The organism is Lentzea sp. NPDC054927, assembly GCF_053610285.1.
Genome location: NZ_JBSGXZ010000004.1, coordinates 108,385 through 126,691, shown reverse-complemented (window position 1 = coordinate 126,691; position 18,307 = coordinate 108,385). Strand labels below are relative to the sequence as shown.

The following is an 18,307-nucleotide window of genomic DNA, read 5'->3' as shown; positions in this document are numbered from 1 at the left end:
CCCCGGAGAGGAGACATCGTGTCGGAGACCTTGCAGGCGACCGACGACGTGGAGGCGTCGTCGCCGGCTGAGGCCGAAGCCGAGGCCGAGCCGCAGTCGCAGAGCAAGACCGAAGACCTGCTCGTCCAGGAAGGCGACATCGCAGGCGACTACCTCGAGCGCCTGCTCGACCTGCTCGACTACGACGGCGACATCGACCTGGACGTCGAAAGCGGCCGAGCCATCGTCAGCATCGACGGCGGCGAAGACCTGTCCAAGCTGGTGGGCCCCCGAGGGAACGTCCTCGAATCCCTCCAGGAACTCACTCGCCTCGCCGTCCAGCAGGAAACGGGAGTCCGCTCCCGCCTGATGCTCGACATCGCCCAGTGGCGAGCAGGCCGCCGCGCCGAACTGGCCGAAATGGGCCGCACCACCGCCGAAAAGGTCCTGGCCTCCGGCGAACGCGCGCGCCTGCACCCCATGACGCCCTTCGAACGCAAGGTCGTCCACGACGCCGTGGCCGCAGTCGCGGGCGTGCACAGCGAGAGCGAGGGCGAGGAACCGCAGCGCCGGGTAATCATCTTCCCCAAGCCCTGACGGCACCCGCACCACTCACGGCCCCTGGCTCCTACGGGAACCAGGGGCTGTTTGCTGTCCAAGGCGCGAGGTGGGCGCGAGGCGGTCACCGGGATGCGCTGGGGGGTGCGGGAGAGCCGGGCATGCGGCGAGATGGGCGCGGAGGGAGATGGCCGCGCGGTGAAGCCGTGGCGCGCGGTGATGTTGCCGCGGGATGTGGTGGCCGCTCGGTAGGGACGCGCCGACGGCACGGCGACAGGGTTCGGGATGCGCAGCGTGGCCGATGCGGGAACGCGGTGAGGGAAGGAACGCAGTGGCGTGAGATCTGGTGCAGTGCGATAGGTCGAGGGTGTGGCAGTCGTCGGTGGCACGGCTGGCATTAGGTTCGGTAGGCGCCGCGCGTGGTCGACGCGGGATGCGGTGAGCGCTGGAGAACGCGATGGCCTCAGATTCGGTGGCACCTGTGGGCGGCGCGGGACGCGGGCGCTGGGAGCGCGGTGGCGTGAGATCCGGCGGGAGTCGTGGGCGGTGGGTGCGGGATCCCGCACCGTCGGAGAGTCAGGCGTGATGGCTGCAGCGGAACCGGATAGGCGTCGGCGATCCAGTGGTCGTGGACTTGGCGGGCTCGAAGTGTGAGCCGGGCACGGGACGTGGTGGGCGCGGCGAGCAGGGTGTGGGCATGGTTGGTGGTGCGAAGCGAGCGCTCGGCGGTGGCGAGAGTCGGTGCGGGCGTCGCGCGCCTGAGTGCGATGGACGCCCGAACGCTCGGGCCGATTCGCTGCCGGACATCGGGTGGGGCGATGCGCCGCTGGGCACGCCTGGGCGCGTTGCCTCGGTGGGTGCGTCCCGCGTGCGGCGCCCCGCTGGGTAGCGGTGCACCCCCAATCGCGATCGTCGCGCAGCGGCGATGTACCCCCACGCTTCGTCCATGCCCGCGAGACCACGCTGGGACGGGACTCTCCAACGGAACCGGGTGTCACGGTTTCACGTGAAACGGCGCATCGCGGCCAGCCCACCAAGCGGCGAGCCAGGACTCCTGCTCCGCTGTGTCCGGCACCGGGAAGCCGCGGGCCGCCGAGATCAGGCGCCAGGCCTCCCCCGGCTCGACGCCGTCCATGCCCAGCAGCAGGCCGGCCAACAACGACGATCGCCCGATGCCGGCCCAGCAATGGAAAACGACGTGCGCGCCTGCTCGGTACAGCGCGTGGAGTGGCGCGACGATGGCGACGGCGTCCGCCACTACTGGTGCCGTGCGGTCCTCGATCGGGAAGCACACGTACTGGAGGCCGGCTGCGGTCACTACGTGCTCCTCGTCTACGAGGTCGCACTCGACTCGTTCGCTGTCGGTCTGGGCGGAGACGAGGACGTCTACGCCGAGGCGGCGGAGGTCGCGGATTTTGGCCTCCAGGAAGCGGCCGCCGGCTGGGTGGGACATGGTGGAGAGCTGTCCGGGGCCGGGGTGGGCGACTGTGTAGATGGTCGGGCGCAACTTTCCCCCAAGTTTCACGTGAAACAGCGCTCAGGATTTGGCGGAGCGCATGGTCGATCCGTCATGATGGTGCCTTGGCATTCGCCAGCTTTTCCACCGGCCGCTGGAAGGTCGCCGCCGCGTGGTTTCACGTGAAACGCTCACGGACGGAGAACATGGCCGGGGAGTTGCCCGACAACGCGAAGCTCGTCTTCGGTGAGCACGTTGAGCGTGCTGCCGAGTTCGTTCGGCTCCTGGAGGAGTACGGCGTCGAGCGCGGACTTATTGGTCCTCGTGAGGTCGACAAGATTTGGGATCGTCACGTGCTCAACTCGGCGGTGATCCAGGAGGTCATCGCGCCGAATTGTCGGACGGTCGACGTAGGCTCGGGTGCCGGGTTGCCTGGGGTGCCGCTCGCCATTGCGCGGCCCGACCTGAGGATCACGCTGCTGGAGCCGATGGCTCGGCGGATTGCGTGGCTTGAGGAAGTGAAGGAGCGGCTGCAGCTCGACAACGTGACCGTTCTTCGCGGGCGTGCGGAGGAAGGGCCGGTTCGGGCGCAGCTGAAGAACTGTGACGTGGTTACTGCGCGCGCGGTGGCTCCGCTGGAGAAGCTCGCGCGGTGGTGTCTGCCGCTGCTCAAGGGTGGCGGGCAGATGGTGGCGCTCAAGGGCGAGCGTGCGCAGGAGGAGCTCGATCGCGACGGCGCGGCGGTGCAGAAGGCTGGGGGCACCAACGGCCACGCCGTCGTTGTGGGAGCTGACGTACTTGAGGTGCCTACGACGGTGCTGATTGTTGAGCGCCAGACGAGGAGGGACCGGTGAGCGTGTATCCAGAGTTTCAGGCTGCCGATGTTCCACGTGAAACCGGACCCAAGCAGAAGCCGAAGACCAAGCCGACCAACAACGGAGATGACAGCGCCGTGGTGTGGACCCCGATCGCAGAAGAGGCGGCACGTGCGGCAAGCGTGCTGCACCCCGACGAGTCACTGCTCCCCCGGCCTACGCATCGCCGGGTGATCACCGTCGCCAACCAGAAGGGTGGCGTGGGCAAGACGACGAGCACGGTGAACCTTGCCGCGGCGCTCGCCATTCACGGGCTCAAGACGCTCGTGATCGACCTCGACCCGCAGGGCAACGCCAGCACGGCGCTCTCTGTTGAGCACCGCTCCGGCACGCCGTCGGTCTACGAAGTGCTGATCGGCGAGATCTCCATCGCGGAGGCCGCTCAGGTCAGCCCGACGTCGCCGAACCTGTACTGCGTACCCGCCACGATCGACCTCGCCGGCGCCGAAATCGAGCTCGTCTCGATGGTCGCCCGTGAGTCGCGGCTGAAGGAGGCGCTCTCCCCCGAGGCGCTCGACGCGTTGCAGCCGGACTACGTCTTCATCGACTGCCCGCCGAGCCTCGGCCTGCTGACCGTCAACGCGATGGTCGCGGCCCAGGAAGTGCTCATCCCGATCCAGTGCGAGTACTACGCACTGGAGGGGTTGAGTCAGTTGCTGCGGAACATCGAACTGGTGCAGCAGCACCTCAACCCGGACCTCGCGATCTCGACGATCCTCCTCACGATGTACGACGGCCGCACGAAGCTCGCGGACCAGGTGACCAGTGAGGTGCGCGGTCACTTCGGCGACGTGGCGCTCAAGACGGTGATTCCGCGCAGCGTGAAGGTGTCCGAGGCACCAGGATTCGGGCAGACGGTGTTGACGTACGACCCGGGCTCGCGCGGGTCGATGAGCTACCTCGACGCCGCCAAGGAGATCGCGATCAACGGGGCCAAGAAGGAGGGCGCATGACGGAGCAGCGCAAGGGCGGACTCGGGCGCGGCCTGGCTGCATTGATCCCGCAGGGTCCTCCGCCCGGTGCGCCCAGCACCATCCGGCCCGCCGCGGCCGGAAACGGGAACGGGACGGCGAAGAACCAGCAGCCGATCGGTGAGGTCGCGGGGGCGGTGTACCGGGAGGTGCCGGTCACCGCGATCAAGACCAACCCCAAGCAGCCGCGCCAGGTGTTCGACCCGGACGCGATCAACGAGCTCTCGTTCTCCATCAAGGAGTTCGGGCTCATGCAGCCGATCGTGGTCCGCGAGCTCACCGCGGACACCTACGAGCTCGTCATGGGCGAGCGCCGGTGGCGGGCGACCCAGCAGGCCGGGCTCAAGACCATCCCGGCGATCGTGCGGCAGACCGCCGACGACGTGATGCTCCGCGACGCGCTGCTGGAGAACATCCACCGCGTCCAGCTCAACCCGCTCGAAGAGGCGGCGGCCTACCAGCAGCTGCTTGAGGAGTTCGGCGTCACGCACGAAGAACTCGCGGACCGCATCGGCCGCAGCCGCCCCGTCGTCACGAACACCATCCGTCTGCTCAAGCTCCCCCTCCCCGTCCAGCGACGGGTGGCGGCGGGCGTGCTGAGTGCGGGTCACGCACGCGCGCTGCTCGGTCTCGACGATGCCGGCACGCAGGAAGACCTCGCGGCACGGATCATCGCCGAGGGCATGTCGGTCCGCGCGACCGAAGAAGCGGTAACGCTCGCCAAGAACGAGAAGCCCGCGAAGCCGAAGCAGGCGCCTCGCAAGCAGATGCACGCGCCCGGTCTGCAGGAGCTTGCCGAGCGACTCTCGGACAACTTCGACACCCGCGTGAAGGTCGAACTCGGGCAGCGAAAGGGCCGGATCGTCGTCGAGTTCGGGTCAGTTGACGATCTTGAGCGCATCATCGGCATGATGAGCCCAGAAACGACAATTCGGACATCGGAGTAGGCCCATAGGATCACCCCCGGGCCTTATGTCACGGTGACGATGACGCCCCGCAGCCTAATGGCTACGGGGCGTCACCTATGAAGAGATCAACGAGCGACAGCGCGCTCGATCAGACCGGCGTAAATCTCGCCCAACGACTCCCCTGCCGCCTCGACGGCCATCGGCAGGAGCGAGGTCTCGGTCAGTCCCGGCGACACATTCACTTCGAGGAAGTAGACGGTGCCGTCCTCGGCCACGACCGCGTCGGTCCGCGACACGTCCCGCAGCCCGAGCAACCGGTGCGCCGCGACCGCCAGCTCCCCGACCGCCTTGGCGGCCGCCGCATCCAGCCGAGCCGGCGCGTGGAAGTCCGTCAGCCCCGCGGTGTACCGAGCGGTGTAGTCGTAGACACCGGTCTCCGGAACGATCTCGACCGCCGGCAACGACGTCGGACCGTCAGGACCGTCCACGACCGTCACGGCCACCTCCACCCCGGAGATGAACTGCTCGGCCAGAACGGTGTCGCCGTACGCCAGACACCCGACCATCGCCGCGGGCAGATCGGCAGCGTCGCGAACCACGTGGGCACCCAGCGCGGAGCCACCCTGATCCGGCTTCAGCATCAACGGCAGCCCCAGCGTCGAGACCATCGCGTCGAGCACCGGCTTGGCACCCAGCTCCCGGAACGTCGCGTGCGGCAGGACGACCCACTCCGGCGTGGCCAGACCGGCACGGGCCAGCTCGGCCTTCGCGGTCGGCTTGTCCCACGCCCGGCGGCAGGCCCGCGAGTCGGTGCCCACGTACGGCACCCCGAACATCTCGAGGATCGCCTGCACCGAACCGTTCTCGCCCTCACCACCGTGCAGAGCGACGACGACAGCGTCCGGGCGATGCGAAGCGAGGCGCGTCAGCAACGAGGCATCGGCGTCCCACTCCTCCACCATCACGCCCGCCGACCGCAGGGCAGCCGACAGACGGCGGCCGGAGCGGATCGAGACTTCACGTTCGTGGGAGAGCCCACCGGACAGCACAGCGACCATGCGGTCAGCCACAGCAAAACTCCAAAGAGAGGATCAGGCGGTGTCGGGCGACGGGGTCTGCGGACCGGACAGCTGCCGGCCCGGCGTCGCCCCGAAGGTCGCGTGCAGCTGCATCTCTTCCTCGATGACGTTCGCCAGGCGGCGGACGCCCTCCCGGATGCGCTCCGGCGTCGGGTAGCAGTACGAGATGCGCAACTGGCGGGAGCCGAAGCCGTCCGCGTAGAACCCTGTGCCGGACGCGTACGCCACGCGGGCCGTCACGGCGCGGGGAAGCATCGCCTTGGTGTCGATGCCCTCGGGCACCGTCACCCAGACGTAGAAGCCACCGTCGGGAATGTTCCACGTGGAACCTTGCGGCATGTGCTGCTCGAGAGCGGACACCGCCGCGTCCCGGCGTTCCCGGTACGCCTCGCGGTACGTCTTGATCTGACCCTTCCAGTCCTGGGTCGAGAGGTAGCGCGACACGATCATCTGGTTCAGCGTCGGCGGGCACAGGGTGGCCGACTCGGCCGCCAGCACCAGCTTCTCGCGCACCGCGTGCGGCGCCAGCACCCAGCCGACCCGCAGACCGGCAGCGAACGTCTTCGAGAACGACCCGAGATACACCACGTTGTCCGGGTCCATGGACCGCAGCGCCGGGTACGTCTGACCGTCGAACCCGAGCAGCCCGTACGGGTTGTCCTCCACGACCAGCACGCCGTACGAACGGCAGATCTCCAGGATCTCGGCCCGCCGCGACACCGCCAGCGTCACGCCGGCCGGGTTGTGGAAGTTCGGGATCGTGTAGAGGAACTTGACCCGCTGCCCCGCCCGCTTGCAGGCCTCGAGGGCCTCGCGCAGCAACGACGGCACGAGCCCGTCAGCGTCCATCGCGACGTGCACGACATGCGCCTGGTAGGCGGTGAACGAGCCCAGCGCGCCGACATACGACGGTCCCTCGGCGATCACCACGTCACCGGGGTCGCAGAAGATCCGGGTGACCATGTCGAGGCCCATCTGCGAGCCGACGGTCACCACCACGTCGTCCGGGTGGCCCTTGATGCCTTCCATCGCCATGACTTCGCAGATCTGCTCGCGCAGCGTCGGAACACCGTGCGCCGAGCCGTACTGCAGCGCCACCAGACCCTCGGTCGCGACCAGCTGACCGATCTCGGCCGACAGCGACTCCAGCGGCAACGCGGCCAGGTGCGGCATGCCGCCGGCCAGCGATACGACCTCGGGACGGGACGCGACTGCGAAAAGTGCCCGGATCTCCGACGCCGTCATCCCTGCCGTGCGCGCTGCGTAGCGGCGGAGGTGGGGGTCAAGGCTTCTGGGGCCCTGCTTGGCGGGCTGTCCGGGCACAGTCATGTGGGACTCCTGAATAGGAAATGTCCCGAGCGAGTGTAACCGTCGTCCCGTTCAGGGCACGCGCCTTCCCGGTTCCGTCACATTCGCCTACCCTCGTATGGGTTCACTGTGTGTGTTAACGGGTGGAGGTTGGGGTGTCCCGTCGCGTCGTGGGCGTCACGCTGGACAACCTGGAGCATCTCTCCAAGCACAGCAGGACGTGCGTTTTCTGGGAACTGGCCCCTCACCTGCGCGAACAGGCTGAGGAATACGGCGATACCGAGTTCGAGAAGGAAGCCTGGGTCTCCAGCGTCCTGCTCGAGTGGGGTTCGTGCGGTCGCATGATCTACTGCGACGGCATTCCCGCAGGTTCGGTCTTCTACGCACCACCGGCGGCTGTTCCGCGCAGCGCCGCCTTCCCCACGTCTCCGGTGAGCCCGGACGCGGTCCTCATGACCTCGCTGGACGTTCTTCCGGAGTTCCGAGGGGGAGGACTCGCGCGCGTGCTCGTGCAGGCCGTGGCGAAGGATCTGACGCGTCGTGGCGTGAAGGCCATCGAGGCGTTCGGCGACATGCGCCCGGACGACGAAGAGTCCAGTTGCGTCACGCCCGCCGAGTTCCTCACGAGCGTCGGCTTCAAGACCGTGCGGCCGCACCCGCGCTGGCCGCGGTTGCGCCTGGAGCTGCGCAGCGCCATCACGTGGAAGGAAGACGTCGAGGCTGCCCTCGAACGACTCCTCAACAGCGTGACCGTCTCGACGGCGGAACCGAGCTTCCGCCCCGTCTGACCAACGCAAAAAGGCCCCCTCGCGAGAGGGGGCCTTTTTCGTGCCGGAAGAGATCAGCCCTTGGCCATCTCGTAGCGCAGCAGGTCGTTGAACGTGAACGTGCCCGTCGGCTGGTCGTCCTTGCCGAGCAGGTAGAGCCGCTTCACCGCGACGAGGATGCCCTCGGCCACGATGTCGCGGAAGCCCGGCGTGGCCAGCCGCGAGCGGTCCTCGGTGTTCGTCAGGTACCCGGCCTCGACGCGCACGGCCGTGCAGCGGGTGAGCCGCAGCAGGTCCCACGTCTTGGGGTGCGACCCGCAGTTCCACATCGACGTGCGGGCGGTGACCTCGCGCTGGATGAACCCTGCCAGCGCCTCGCCCACGGTGGACGACGCGCCGTTGCCGGTGCCGTAGTGGAACGTCGCCACGCCCTGCGCGTGCGGTGACGAGTTGCCGTCGGCGTGCAGCGAGAGGATCAGGTCGGCGCCGGCCTCGTTCGCGAACCGGGCGCGCTCCGCCTCGTCCGGGCAGTTGTTCGGCCCGCGGGTGAGCAACGCCTCCATGCCGGTGGCGGCCATCTTGCCTTCCAGCCGGCGCGCGAGGTCCAGCATCAGGTCGGCCTCGGAGAGACCGTCCACGACCACACCGCGGTCCTGGCCGCCGTGGCCGGGGTCGATCACGATGCGCTTGCCGGACAGACGCGAACCAGCGCCGCGGAGCCGTTCCTGCTCACGCAGCAGCTGCGGACGGCCACCGCGGACCTTCGGCTGGAGCTGGCGCAACGCGCGCACGGTGTCCGGGCCGCACATGCCGTCCACGATCAGGCCGTAGTCGCGCTGGAAGTTCTTCAGCGCCTGCTCGGTCTGCTGGCCGAACACGCCGTTGGCGCGGCCGGCGTCGTAACCGAGCTCCAGCATGCGTTCCTGCAGCATCAGCACGTCGTCGCCGGTGGTCGGCTGCGACATCAGGAAGGCGAGCGGACGGTCGCCGAGTGAGAACGTCGCATCGCGCATCGCGCGGTAGGTCGCCGGGCCGACGATGCCGTCGATGATCAGCCCCCGCTGCTGCTGGAACGCTCGCACGGCGTGCTCGACCTGCTGGTCGAACACCGGCGGCGCCTGGGGGTCGGTCGGCGGAAGCATCCCGATTCGGGTCAGGGTCGACCTGATCTCGGCAACATCACTTCCGACGTCCCCGCGGCGGAGCAGCTGCATGCACCCTCGCTCGACTAGGGCGCCGAACCTGGTCGGCGCGTCAGTTGGGAAGTCCTCATTGTGCCCTGCTCCGCAGAGTGATCGATGCAGGGCTACTCACAGTCGTACCGGGATCACGTTCCCGGTACGAAAACGAACGTGACCCGCTCGTCTTATCGATAGACGGGCGGGTCACGTTGCGCGTTGCAAAGGACTTCTTGGCCGATGCAACTTTTTTCGTCAGGCCAGAACGTCCGACAGGTCGTTGAGCAGCGCGGCCTTGGGCTTCGCTCCGACGATCTGCTTCACCGGACGGCCGCCCTGGAACAGGATCAGCGTCGGCACGGACATGATCTGGTAGTCGCGGGCGATCGACGGGTTCGCGTCGATGTCGACCTTGGCGATGGTGATCTTCTCGCTGTGCTCGGCGGCGATCTCCTCGAGCACCGGCGCAACCATCTTGCACGGGCCGCACCAGGTCGCCCAGAAGTCGACCAGCACAGGCTTCTCGCTGGTCAGCACGTCGTCCGCGAACGACTTGTCGGTCACCGTGACGGTGGCGCCTGCCATGTTCTCTCCTAGAACTCGAAGAAACTTCAGTTGCTCTTGCCGTAGCCGCCGCCGACAGCCTCGGCGGCGATCTCGGCGTGCTCCTCGCCGTGCTCGGCGAGCCACCGTTCCGCGTCGATCGCGGCGCTGCAACCCGAGCCTGCGGCGGTGATGGCCTGGCGGTATTCGTGGTCGACGAGGTCGCCGGCAGCGAACACGCCGTCCAGGTTCGTGTAGGAGGACTTGTCCTTCGTCAGGACGTAACCCTCCGCGTCGAGGTCGACCTGCCCCTTGACGAGGGACGAGCGCGGGTCGTGGCCGATCGCCAGGAAGAAGCCGGTGACGGGCATCTCCGACTCGGCGCCGGTCTGAGTGTCCTTGACCTTGATCGAGGACACCGTTCCGTCACCCAGCACGTCGGTGACCTGCGTGTTCAGCTGCCACTTGATCTTGTCGTTGGCGCGGGCGCGCTCGAGCATGACCTTGGAGGCGCGGAACTCCTCGCGGCGGTGGATGACCGTGACGGACTTGGCGAAGCGGGTGAGGAACGTCGCTTCCTCCATGGCCGTGTCGCCGCCGCCGACCACCGCGATGTCGTGGTCGCGGAAGAAGAAGCCGTCGCACGTCGCACAGGCCGACACACCGCGGCCGAGCAGCTCCTGCTCGCCGGGGATGTTCAGGTACCTGGCAGCCGCACCCATCGCGAGGATGACCGCGCGGGCCTCGTACTCGACGCCGTTCGCGACGACCTTCTTGATCTCACCGGTCAGCTCGACGGACTCGACGTCCTCGGCACGCAGCTCGGCGCCGAAACGGGTCGCCTGCTCCCGCATCTGCTCCATGAGCTCAGGGCCCATGATGCCGTCGCGGAAGCCGGGGTAGTTCTCGACCTCGGTCGTCGTCATCAGGGCGCCGCCGTACTGCGAACCCTCGAAGACCAGGGGCTCGAGCTGCGCGCGGGCGGCGTAGACCGCCGCGGTGTAGCCCGCAGGCCCCGATCCGATGATGATCACGTTGCGCACGCTCACGGCCCCAGCAACTCCTCGATCTCGTCGTCTGTCTGGCTCAACGGATCGTAGGTGCAGCTAATTCCGTGACTTGAGCGACTACCTCTGGCCCACGGTCGTGTCCGCGAGAACACCCTCCGGCTTGTCCGGTCCGCAGGTGGCGGGGTCCAGCACGACCAGGCGGTACTTCCCGAGACCGGCCGGCAGGATCGCCATCACGGCGTCCTTGCCCTCGAGGTTGATCGGGCTGATGCCGAGCGGGTTGCCAGAGCTGGTGATGCCACCGCCCTGAAGACAGCCGGCCAACCTGTCGGGCGTCTCCAACGGGCCGTAGTTCTGCGCTTTCAGCACTTCACCGACCGCGGTGCCCAGTTCGTCGCGCTTGAGGGCGAGCGGGGCCTGGTTCGCGGCGGACGTCGTCGGCGCGGGGGCGGCGTCACCGGGGGTGTTCGCCTGCTTCCCGCCAGGGGAAACAGCCAGCACGATGCCGAACGCCGCTGCGGCCGCGACCAGCACGCCACCACCGAGGCCGAGCCTGCGGTTGCGGCGCTTGCGGGCCTCGTTGAGCGACACCACCGGCGCCAGGCCCGGACGGGCCTCCGCGGCGAGAGCGGCGTCGATCCGGGCTGCCACGTCGTCGGGCATCGGGATCGACGGCAACGCGTGCAAGTCCTCCAGCGTGGCGTCCAGCGCCTGCAGGATCTCCCTGGCGTCAGCGTCCGCCTCGACCCTCGGACGCAGCTGTGCGGCGACCTCAGGGGGCAGCACGCCCGCGTGCAGGTCCGCGATGAGGTCAACAGACCACGGCGGACCCATCGGCACGCGCTCCATGCCGGTCATCGGCCCTCCCACTGACGTTGCTCTTGCACATTCACACCGTCAGCTGGGACGTTCGCATCTGCGATTCGGTTCCTGAGGTGCCCGAGAACTTTGGCGAGCTTGGCGCGACCTCGCGCACACCGGCTCTTCACCGTGCCTTCTGCGATGCCGAGCATCTTCGCCGTTTCGGCGACCGAATACCCCTCGACGTCGACGAGCACGATGGGCGCCCGCTGCTCCTCAGGCAGCTCCATCAACGCCTGCTGCACCATCAGACTGGTCTCGCGGTCGCTCATCGCGTCACGGGGCGCGACGGGCTCGCCGGGACCGGCCTCGGGCAGCGGCACTGTTGGTCTTGTTTGTCGTCGTCTCATCCGGTCGAGGCACGCGTTGACCACGATCCGGTGAAGCCAGGTGGTGACCTGTGACTCCGCGCGGAACGTCGAAGCCGCCCGGAAGGCCGAGATGAACGCCTCCTGGAGGGCGTCCGCCGCCTCCTCCGGGTCACGCAGCGTCCGCAACGCCACCGCCCACATCCGATCGCGGTGCCGTTTCACCAGCTCCGAGAACGCGTAGGGGTCACCTGCGGCGTGGGCCGAGATGAGATCGGCGTCCGAGCTGGCTGCGGCGGTCACGCTGGGAGGATAGCGAGGCTGATCACAGATCATCCGGCCGGGATCGCGAGTTCGTGCCGGTCGTCCGGTCACCTCTTCGGGTCAACCGCCGAAGGCGATTCGGGCCGAAGCGGTGGCCGGACGACCGGCTTCCAGACGAACTCGCCGCCGTCTGCGAAGCAGCGGCCAATGTCACTGGGCTCGCGTGTAAAGGATCTCTCGGATCTCGGACTGGTTCTTGCCGCCGCCCGAGTTCGTCAGCTGCGTGATCCAGATCAGCACGTGCCCGGTCGGTTCGTGCTCGTTGAGCTGGATCTGCGTCTGCCCGTCGGACAGGTCCGCGACCCCGATGACCTTGGTCTCCTCCAGCGGGGCGTCGAGCGAGGATGCCACCCTGATCTCGACGTGCGTGCCCTTGCTGGGTGAGGTGATGGTGATCGAGGCGAGCCGCACCGGTTCGGCGAACGACCCCATCAGGCCGATGCCCGGCTTCAGGGCCGGGAACTGCTGGAAGTAGTTGTCGGTCCGCCAGAACGTGGTGGCGTTGTTGTCGACCGCCCGGCTCGCCTGGTTCGCGTTGTCCGGCTGGTTCGTCACGTCGTAGACGCCGATCTGGCCCGGCTGCACCGGTCCGGCCGGCGTGGGTGCGGGCGCGGTCTGGCCGTTCGACCCCGGCTGGTTGATCACCACGGTCGGGCCGCCGCCCTTGGACGGTTCGTCGCTGAAGAAGCCGACGATCTGCACGCTCAGCCACACGATCACGGTCAGCGTGGCCACGGCGAGCACGCCGACGCTGATCCACAGCTTCTTCTTCTGCTGCTTGTCCTGCCGCGGACGCTGTGTCGTCCACACGACCTGGTCGTCGTCATCTTTGGCCGGCGACACGGCCGGGATCAACGAGGTCTGGGCTTCCTCGGCCGCGATCTGGTCCAGGACCTGCAGGATTGCCGCGGACGTCCGGATGCCACCCACCGAGGTGTCTTCCAGCGAACGCACGGCGACGGACGACAGGTCGTGCGGCAGGTACGGGTGCAATGCGTTCGGCGCGACCACGGATCCGTCCGGACCGGTCGGGGCGAGCGGCACGCCCTGGGGGCCGCCCGGCAGCGCCCACCGGCCGGTGAGCAGCAGGTACAGGATCGCGCCCAGGCCCTTGACGTCGTCGCGCGCGATCGCGTCCGGCCGAGGACCGGGGAACGCGAGGCGCAGGCGGCCGTCCGAGGTGACCCGGATGCGCTGCGGGTGGTCGGCGCCCAGCACGAGGCCGGCGTGGTGCGCGCCCTCGATGGCGGCGCCGAGCGGTTCGAGCAGGCGGGTCGCGGCGCCCGCCGGCAGCGGGCCCTCCGCGATGAGGTCCATCAGGTCGGTGCCCTGGGTCCACTCGGCGATGACCATGCCGAGGATGCCCTCGTCCTGGCGAATGCCGGTGCCGGGCGTCAACACGTCGATCACCCGCGAAACGCCGGGGTGCGTGAACGACGCCGCGTGCATCGCGCGTTCGACCGTCCGGCGGGCGCGGGCGGCAGCGTCGTTGTCCGCGAGATCGCCGAGCAACACGGTCACCGCGACGTCGCGGTTGAGCTGACCGTCTCTGGCGCGCCACAACTCCGCGTTCGACCGGGCGTCCGCTCCTGATTTCGCGAGCAGGCGGTAGCGGCCATTGCCGATGACGCCGCCGGGAACCAGGGCGGCGTGAACTCCGCTACTCACGGGCACGAGGGTACGGGACGACAGTCACGGGCCGGAGTCACCGCCGCCGCACCAAACGGTTGATCTTGTCGATGGCCGGCTTCATCTCGGGTACCCGGAATGCCGCCAGAAGGCCGAACGCGAGCGGCAAACCGATCAATGTCACCAGAACGACCTCGAACCAAGCGGCTACAACCGGATTCGAGAACCCGATCAGGTCCAGGACCAGCATGTTCGCGCCCTTGGCCACCGCGAACGCCAGTGAGGACGCCACCACGGTCAGGCAGACGGTCCAGATGGTGAAGCCGGTGCGGAGACGGCCGAGCCGGATCCGCAGCCACACCTGACCGACGATCGCGCCGAACACGAAGCTGAGCGACATCGCGATCGACACGCCGACACCGAGCTGTTCCGGCTCGGCCACCGCGACGAAGAAGTAGATCAACCCGATCCGGACCGCCACGATCAGCGCCTGGATCAACGTCGGCGTGCGGGCGTCCTTCATCGCGTAGAAGACACGCAGCTGCAGCAGCGTGATCGCGTACGGCACGAGGCCGAACGCCGACATGGCGAGCGCGATGCCGATGCCGCTACCGCCCTCGACACCCGACTTGCCGAACCCGAACGCGGCCAGACCGATCGCCACACCGGACACGGTCATCAGGGCGCTGAACGGCATCAGCAGGATCGTCGACATCCGGTTGCCGAACAGCAGGTCGCGGACGATCTGGTCGTTGTCGCCGTGCGCGGCCGCCCGGCTCATCTTCGGCATCAGGGCCGTGAGCAGCGAAACACCGAGCACGCCGTAGGGAACCTGAGCGATCAGCCACTGGAAGTTGAACGCGGTGAGCGCGCCGCCGGCCTCGGTCGCGGCGTTCGTCAGCACGGTCATGCTGGCGAAACCCAGCGCGACGTAGAGCAGCACCCAGAACGCGAGCCCGCCGAACTCCGACAGCCGAGAGTCCCAGCCGAACCGCCACTTGAACCGGAAGCCGGTCTTGCGCAGCGCCGGGATCAGCACGGACGCCTGAACGGCGACACCGAGCGCGGTGCCGAGACCGAGCACCAGCAGGTGCGTGTCGGTCATCCGCACGGGGTTGATCGTGAGGTCGCCCGGCAGGAGCGCGTAGACGGCGAGCACGCCGATGACGACGACGTTGTTCAGCACCGGCGCCCAGGTGGGCAGGCCGAACACGTGCCGTGCGTTCAACACGGCGCTGATCAGTGCCGTCAGGCCGTAGAACACGATGCCCGGCAGGATCAGGTACGCGAACGCGGTGACGACCTCGGGCTTCGCGTCGCCGCCGTCGGAGATGAAGAGGTCCGTCAGCAGCGGCGCGCACGCCACGGCGATGATCGTGCCGACACCGAGGATCGCCGTGCCCATGCTGATCAGCCACTGGGCGTACGACTCGCCGCCGTCACCGTCCTCCTTCTCGGCACGGACCAGCAGCGGGATCGCCACGCTGGTCAGGATGCCGCCGAGGAGCAGTTCGTTGATCATCGTCGGCAGCGTGGACGCCGCCTGGTACGAGTCGCTGAGCCAGCCGGCGCCGAGGACGGCGACCAGCAGCACCTTCGACAGCAGGCCTGTGACACGGCTGACGATCGTCGCGATCGCCATCGAGCCGCTGGCCCTGGCTACCGAGGGTTCCTGCTTCTGCTGCTCTGGTTCGGTGGTCGTGGCTGTCTCGCTCACGCGCTCGACTTCTCCGGTGTGACGTTCTCGATGGACGGTGCGTCACCGTTCTCGCCGTTGCGAGCGCGGACCCGCTTGTAGATGCGCCGCCCGGAAAGCAGGACGAGCGCGATCCCGGCGATCACGGTGATGATCACCGTGATGGTGCCGTAGGCGGACGACGACACCTCAAGCTTGACAGTGTCACCGAGAGCGACGCCCTCGGGAGTGGTCAGGCGGACGTTGACCGGGAACCTGCCGGACCGCAGCACCTCGACGGGCACCCGCACGACCCGCTCGCCACGGGCGGGAAGCACCTGGTCGGCGAGGTCGAGCTTCTTGATCCCCGGGGTGTCGGCCAGCGTGATCCGCACGGTCACCCGGACGTCGAGCTTGTTCGTCAGGGTCACGGGGATCGGGCTGTCACCGGAGCCGAGCAGGATCGGGCTGTTCGGCTGCGTCACGCCGACCATGCCGGTCAGGCCGTTCAGCTCGCCCTGGCTGACCTCGGCCGCGGACCTGGCGCCCTGCTCGTTGGACCGCCACGCGCCGGACATCGCACGCAGCAGGCCGAGCCACAGCGGGTCGGCCAGGTCGGCGGGCGACGCGTGCTGGGTGTCCTCCTGCTGCATCGCCGCGACCAGGCCGTTGAGCTGCGCGCTCTGGTTCGTCACGGAGTCGGCGATGACCGTCGAGATCTCCCGCGCGCCTGCCTCCGGCGGGTAGGCGACCTTGGCGTTCGTCACCGCGGGGGTGGCCTTCGTGAGCTCCTCGAGCCCGGTTTGGGCCGCGTAACCGCCGGCGAGCAGCGTCTGGGACGCCGTCAGGAACTCGGTGATCTCCGAGAGCGGCGCGTTCCACCGGCGCGGCGGCGCGACCAGCACGTTGCGGCCGTCGCCCTGCCATCCGGCCCGGAACACCAGCACGGCCAGCGCGTTCTGCACGGACACCGGCTGGTTCTCGAACGGCGCGGTCACGCCGGACAGCGTGCGCGGGCGCGAGTCACTGCCCTGCAGCGCGTCCGAGACCATCGAGTCGATCTTCACGGCCGTGACCGGGCGCTGGCCTGCGATGGTGACCGGTGCGGTGCCGGGCGCGTCCGCGAGACCTGTCGGGTCGAGCAGGACCGACTTCATGCCGGTGTTGGGCTTGTCCGGCAGCGGGGTGACCAGCTCGTCGAACGTCGACTGGTCCAGCACGCCGTCCTCGGGCCACACCAGGTTCGGCAGCGGCTGCACGGACAGGATGTCCTGGATGAGCTTGGGGCCGTCGGTCACCGCGAGGGTGCGCATCGAGGCGAGCTTCGCCCTGTTCAACGCCACGAGGTCCGCGTCGGCGTACGGCAGCGCGATCACGCAACGGCCGCTGACGGCGAGCTTGAGCCGGTCCAGCCACAGCCTGGCCTCGGTCTTGCCCTTGCCGTCCGCGCCACCGCGCACCTTGTAGCCGGTGCTCATGGCCTGGACGGTGCGCAGCAGGTCGGGGTCGATGGCGACGCACATGGCCGTGCTCATCGACGAGATGACCTGCTCGTAGGCCTGCAACAGGCCGTACAGCCGGCCGTTGACCGAGAGCGACGTCGCGAGCTCGTCGTCGATCAGCTCCGACTGACCCTCGCCGCCGAGCCGGACCAGCCGCGGCCGGTCCGCGATCGGCCACAGCACGGTGAGCTTGGCCGGTGTGGCCGTCTTGCCCTTGGTCTCGCCACCGGGCACGCCGAGCACCGGCAGCAGCGTGGACAGCGCCGCGAGCCGCGCCTGGCCGCCGAAGTCCGGCTTGCCGTTGACGTTGGCGAGGATCGGGTAGATGCCCGGCTGCTCGATCTCGAGCGAGGTCGGCTCGGTGCCGCGCAACGGCACCTCGAGCGTGAAGTCCTTCTGCTGGCCAGGCTCCAAGGCCTCGGCGACCGGCGTGAAGTTGGGCTGCACGGACTCGGCGGCCGCCGGTTCCCGCAACGCCTTGCGCAGGTCGTCCTCCGCGGCGAGCGGCTCACCGCGCTCCAGGCGCAGCACGATGTCGGAGACCTTGCGGTCACCGATGTTGGCGATCGTGCCGGTGATCTTGACCGTGGCCGGCGAGTCGCTGGTCACGAACCGGGGGGTGAGCTGGGCGATGTCGAGCCGCAGGAACTGCGGCGTCTGCTGGCCCGGCTGGGCGGACAGTGATCTGGTCGCCCACACCTCGGTGGCGGGCAGGAACGGCAGCGCGTCGACCCCGTCCGGTGGTGACTGCTCGACGGCGCCCGCGGGCGGCGTGGCGATCACCAGGAACGTGGCGACAGCGGCTGTGCAGACGAGCTTCCTCAGACTCACGCCGACCCCGCCCCGTTGCGGCAGCGGTCGGCGAGCAGTTCGGCGGCTCGGCGGACCAGGCGGCGCTCGTCGGCATACGCGAGTCGCTCGTCCAGTTCGCCGAGTGGCACCCACGCCACCTCGGTGACCTCCACGTCTTCGTCGGAAAGCTCTCCCCCCAGCGCTTCGAGGAGGAAGTGGTGAACCGTCTTGTGCACCCGGCGGTCGTCAGCGACGAACCAGTAGTCGATCGACCCCAACGGGCGAAGCACCCTGCTATGAATACCGGTCTCCTCGGCGACCTCGCGCACCGCGGTCTGTTCCGCGGTCTCGCCTGCCTCGATGTGACCCTTCGGCAAAGACCACAGCAACCGGCCGCGCCGGTCAAGTCTGCCGATCACCGCGGCCCGTTGTTCCGCGTCGAGCACCAGGCCACCCGCCGACGTCTCGTCGACCGTTTTGAGCCTCCTGCCCCTGCGCCTCTTCCGGCGCCCCGGCTTGGGACTCCCGGAACGTGCGGCTGACGGGGACATACGGCCGATCGTACTTAGATCCGATGAGTACGC

17 protein-coding genes are annotated in these 18,307 nt (G+C 68.6%); 5 read left to right on the top strand and 12 right to left on the bottom strand.

What is annotated here, in order from left to right:
• Window positions 1-18 precede the first annotated feature (18 nt).
• Entirely contained in the window at window positions 19-576 is a 558-nt protein-coding gene (locus tag ACWGE0_RS08710) for a Jag family protein (RefSeq protein WP_086664882.1), read from the top strand.
• Window positions 577-1,531: 955 nt separating this feature from the next.
• Here ACWGE0_RS08710 and ACWGE0_RS08705 read toward each other — a convergent pair.
• On the bottom strand, window positions 1,532-1,990 hold the full coding sequence (locus tag ACWGE0_RS08705; RefSeq protein WP_452260320.1) for a protein-tyrosine phosphatase family protein: 459 nt from the start codon (window positions 1,988-1,990) through the stop codon (window positions 1,532-1,534).
• Between the two features lie 209 nt (window positions 1,991-2,199).
• Between ACWGE0_RS08705 and rsmG the strand changes: the two genes are divergently transcribed.
• The 3 genes from rsmG to ACWGE0_RS08690 all read left to right on the top strand — a co-directional run bounded on the left by rsmG (window position 2,200) and on the right by ACWGE0_RS08690 (window position 4,786).
• Window positions 2,200-2,847, top strand: coding sequence for a 16S rRNA (guanine(527)-N(7))-methyltransferase RsmG (gene rsmG / locus ACWGE0_RS08700; protein ID WP_452260517.1), 648 nt, complete (start codon window positions 2,200-2,202; stop codon window positions 2,845-2,847).
• 98 nt (window positions 2,848-2,945) lie between these two features.
• Window positions 2,946-3,821: a ParA family protein gene (locus tag ACWGE0_RS08695; RefSeq protein WP_452260516.1), complete on the top strand. Its 876-nt coding sequence runs from the start codon at window positions 2,946-2,948 to the stop codon at window positions 3,819-3,821.
• Window positions 3,818-4,786, top strand: coding sequence for a ParB/RepB/Spo0J family partition protein (locus tag ACWGE0_RS08690; RefSeq protein WP_452260319.1), 969 nt, complete (start codon window positions 3,818-3,820; stop codon window positions 4,784-4,786). Before ACWGE0_RS08695 ends, ACWGE0_RS08690 begins: the two co-directional genes overlap by 4 nt.
• Before the next feature lie 86 nt (window positions 4,787-4,872).
• Here the strand turns inward: ACWGE0_RS08690 and ACWGE0_RS08685 are convergent, their stop codons facing one another.
• Together ACWGE0_RS08685 and ACWGE0_RS08680 are read right to left on the bottom strand one after the other, a co-directional pair.
• Window positions 4,873-5,817 carry a D-alanine--D-alanine ligase family protein gene (locus tag ACWGE0_RS08685; RefSeq protein ID WP_319964730.1) on the bottom strand — a complete coding sequence of 315 codons (945 nt, stop codon included), beginning with the start codon at window positions 5,815-5,817 and terminating at the stop codon, window positions 4,873-4,875.
• 21 nt (window positions 5,818-5,838) lie between these two features.
• Window positions 5,839-7,155, bottom strand: coding sequence for an aminotransferase-like domain-containing protein (locus ACWGE0_RS08680; RefSeq protein WP_452260318.1), 1,317 nt, complete (start codon window positions 7,153-7,155; stop codon window positions 5,839-5,841).
• A gap of 134 nt (window positions 7,156-7,289) precedes the next feature.
• Here ACWGE0_RS08680 and ACWGE0_RS08675 point away from each other — a divergent pair, with 134 nt between their 5' ends.
• Window positions 7,290-7,922 (top strand): GNAT family N-acetyltransferase, encoded by a 633-nt coding sequence (locus ACWGE0_RS08675; RefSeq protein WP_093595118.1) that lies wholly within the window; start codon window positions 7,290-7,292, stop codon window positions 7,920-7,922.
• Between the two features lie 53 nt (window positions 7,923-7,975).
• Here the strand turns inward: ACWGE0_RS08675 and ACWGE0_RS08670 are convergent, their stop codons facing one another.
• The 9 genes from ACWGE0_RS08670 to ACWGE0_RS08630 form a co-directional block, all read right to left on the bottom strand.
• The gene (locus ACWGE0_RS08670; protein ID WP_452260317.1) at window positions 7,976-9,115 is read right to left on the bottom strand and encodes an N-acetylmuramoyl-L-alanine amidase; all 1,140 of its coding nucleotides are present in this window, start codon (window positions 9,113-9,115) and stop codon (window positions 7,976-7,978) included.
• A gap of 219 nt (window positions 9,116-9,334) precedes the next feature.
• Window positions 9,335-9,664, bottom strand: a complete 330-nt coding sequence (gene trxA / locus ACWGE0_RS08665; protein WP_319964734.1) for a thioredoxin — start codon at window positions 9,662-9,664, stop codon at window positions 9,335-9,337.
• A 26-nt stretch (window positions 9,665-9,690) separates the two neighbouring features.
• Window positions 9,691-10,671: a thioredoxin-disulfide reductase gene (gene trxB / locus ACWGE0_RS08660; RefSeq protein ID WP_452260316.1), complete on the bottom strand. Its 981-nt coding sequence runs from the start codon at window positions 10,669-10,671 to the stop codon at window positions 9,691-9,693.
• Between the two features lie 78 nt (window positions 10,672-10,749).
• Window positions 10,750-11,490, bottom strand: coding sequence for a hypothetical protein (locus tag ACWGE0_RS08655; RefSeq protein WP_452260315.1), 741 nt, complete (start codon window positions 11,488-11,490; stop codon window positions 10,750-10,752).
• Entirely contained in the window at window positions 11,487-12,104 is a 618-nt protein-coding gene (gene sigM, locus ACWGE0_RS08650; RefSeq protein WP_319964737.1) for an RNA polymerase sigma factor SigM, read from the bottom strand. Before sigM ends, ACWGE0_RS08655 begins: the two co-directional genes overlap by 4 nt.
• Window positions 12,105-12,275: 171 nt before the next feature.
• Complete coding sequence (locus tag ACWGE0_RS08645; protein ID WP_452260314.1) at window positions 12,276-13,793, bottom strand: protein kinase family protein; 1,518 nt, start codon at window positions 13,791-13,793, stop codon at window positions 12,276-12,278.
• Window positions 13,794-13,830: 37 nt separating this feature from the next.
• Window positions 13,831-15,471 (bottom strand): murein biosynthesis integral membrane protein MurJ, encoded by a 1,641-nt coding sequence (murJ, locus tag ACWGE0_RS08640; protein ID WP_452260313.1) that lies wholly within the window; start codon window positions 15,469-15,471, stop codon window positions 13,831-13,833.
• Window positions 15,468-17,762 (bottom strand): DUF6049 family protein, encoded by a 2,295-nt coding sequence (locus ACWGE0_RS08635; RefSeq protein ID WP_452260312.1) that lies wholly within the window; start codon window positions 17,760-17,762, stop codon window positions 15,468-15,470. Before ACWGE0_RS08635 ends, murJ begins: the two co-directional genes overlap by 4 nt.
• Window positions 17,759-18,274 carry an NUDIX hydrolase gene (locus tag ACWGE0_RS08630; protein ID WP_452260311.1) on the bottom strand — a complete coding sequence of 172 codons (516 nt, stop codon included), beginning with the start codon at window positions 18,272-18,274 and terminating at the stop codon, window positions 17,759-17,761. Before ACWGE0_RS08630 ends, ACWGE0_RS08635 begins: the two co-directional genes overlap by 4 nt.
• Window positions 18,275-18,307 lie beyond the last annotated feature (33 nt).